This window comes from Arthrobacter sp. Cr_A7 (assembly GCF_029222765.1).
In the GTDB taxonomy this organism is placed as follows: domain Bacteria; phylum Actinomycetota; class Actinomycetes; order Actinomycetales; family Micrococcaceae; genus Arthrobacter.
Genome location: NZ_JARHXQ010000168.1, coordinates 1 through 1550, shown reverse-complemented (window position 1 = coordinate 1550; position 1550 = coordinate 1). Strand labels below are relative to the sequence as shown.

Sequence of the window (1550 nt, the reverse complement as noted above, 5' to 3'; positions counted from 1 at the left end):
TTGTCCTTTCAGACGGCGGGCAGCCGTGAAGACGGGTTGGTGGTCTAAGTGTTGGCTTCGGTGCCCGGGTGATCTGCACGTGCGGCGGGCGGCTGCCGGCGAAAGACGCTGTGGCGCGCGGGGGCCTGCTGATCAAGATACTTCTTCCATGATGGGGCTGTTGGCACCACGGAACAACCCGGCGGGCAAGGTCCGCCCGGCTGGTGTCGTGCAGGAGGGTGCCCGCAGTGGGGCGGCCTGTGCGGGTGTTGCGGCCGCTGCATGGTGCCTGCATGTCACTGGCCTCCTCGTCCGCCCAGTTCAGGGCCGCGCTGTTACGGCCGAAGATGAGTGTAAGCGCTTACAAATTTGGCTGGCAACTGTTTTTTCGACCCGCCGGATTGGCGCGCCAATGTGACGGAAATCTCGGGTCGGGTAGTCCTAGCGCAGGGCGTAGTGCTTGAGGAACGCACTGACGTCCACCATCTCGGCCTTGGACATGGCATGCCCCATGCCAGGGTAGGTCCGGGCGGTCAGGAGGGTGTTCTTCTCAAGCCAGTCAGCGGTGTGGGCGATGGCGTCCTCATTGATCACCAGGTCCGCCTTGTCGCGGCCCCAGAAGAACGGCGGCTTGGGATCAAATGAGTCGGTCAGCGCCAGGAGCTCGTTGTCCAGGACGAAGCCGGACAGCCCCACCACTGCTTTGTACTCCTGCGGGTGGAGCCGCAGGAGCGTGCTCGCCATGGCCATCCCCTGCGAATATCCCATCAGGCTGACACTGGTGTGCTGGCCCCTGACCGACCTGATCCAGCCGTGAACCTTGCTGGTGATGGTGATGACGTCGGCGAAATCGTTGGCCAGGAAGTAGTCCAGCAGGAACCAGCCATAGTGGTCGCCGATGGGCATCGGCGCCCTCAGCGCGGCAAAGGTGAATTCCGCGGGCAGGTAGTCGAAGAGGCGGACCATGCGGGACTCGTCAGTGCCGTAACCGTGCATCATCACCAGCAAGGGAGTGCCTGCGCGCTGATCCTCCGACTTGGACCACACAACTGTTTCCATCCGCCCAGCCTAACGATGCCGCTGAGGCCCGGGTGCAAAACCCCTGCGTCACTGCTTCCCCTCCCGCACCAGGCTTTCCGCCGCCGGAGCACCCGGGCGGGTCATTGAATCCGGCAACTCTGCGCTGTAGCGTGGCGCCTAACAGCAGCATGCTGAGCAGTTGATACGCAGGCAAGACCGTTCCAACAATGCCCTACCGGCGCCGCACTTTCCGGCCTATAAAGGAGCACGTTATGAGAATCGGATCGTCAATCTTCCTCATCGCCCTGGGCGCCATCCTCGCCTGGGCTGTAGCGCCAGGACTTATCCCCTTTGTAGACCAGGTCCTGGTGGGCTACATCCTGATGGCCGTGGGCGTTATCGGGCTCATCGCCTCACTCATTCTCGCCTCCCCGGGCCGCAGCAGGCGCGTCAGCGAAACCCGCTCCGTGGTGGACCCGAACACTGGCGAGCGCATCACGCGCAACGAAAGCAGGGACGGCGGAATCTAGCCGGGCCGAAAGCGCCGGGAG

At 63.5% G+C, this 1550-nt stretch carries 2 protein-coding genes; one reads left to right on the top strand and one right to left on the bottom strand.

Features of this window, described 5'->3' with window-relative positions; all coding sequences use genetic code 11:
* Positions 1-420: 420 nt before the first annotated feature.
* Positions 421-1038: a phospholipase gene (locus tag P2Q66_RS10385; protein WP_275727804.1), complete on the bottom strand. Its 618-nt coding sequence runs from the start codon at positions 1036-1038 to the stop codon at positions 421-423.
* 233 nt (positions 1039-1271) lie between these two features.
* Here P2Q66_RS10385 and P2Q66_RS10380 point away from each other — a divergent pair, with 233 nt between their 5' ends.
* Positions 1272-1529: a DUF6458 family protein gene (locus P2Q66_RS10380; protein WP_079598619.1), complete on the top strand. Its 258-nt coding sequence runs from the start codon at positions 1272-1274 to the stop codon at positions 1527-1529.
* Positions 1530-1550 lie beyond the last annotated feature (21 nt).

Excerpts from the sequence above, each read along its gene's own strand:
- P2Q66_RS10385 (WP_275727804.1), bottom strand. The coding sequence starts at position 1,038 with ATGGAAACAGTTGTGTGGTCCAAGTCGGAGGATCAGCGCGCAGGCACT.
- P2Q66_RS10380 (WP_079598619.1), top strand. The coding sequence starts at position 1,272 with ATGAGAATCGGATCGTCAATCTTCCTCATCGCCCTGGGCGCCATCCTC.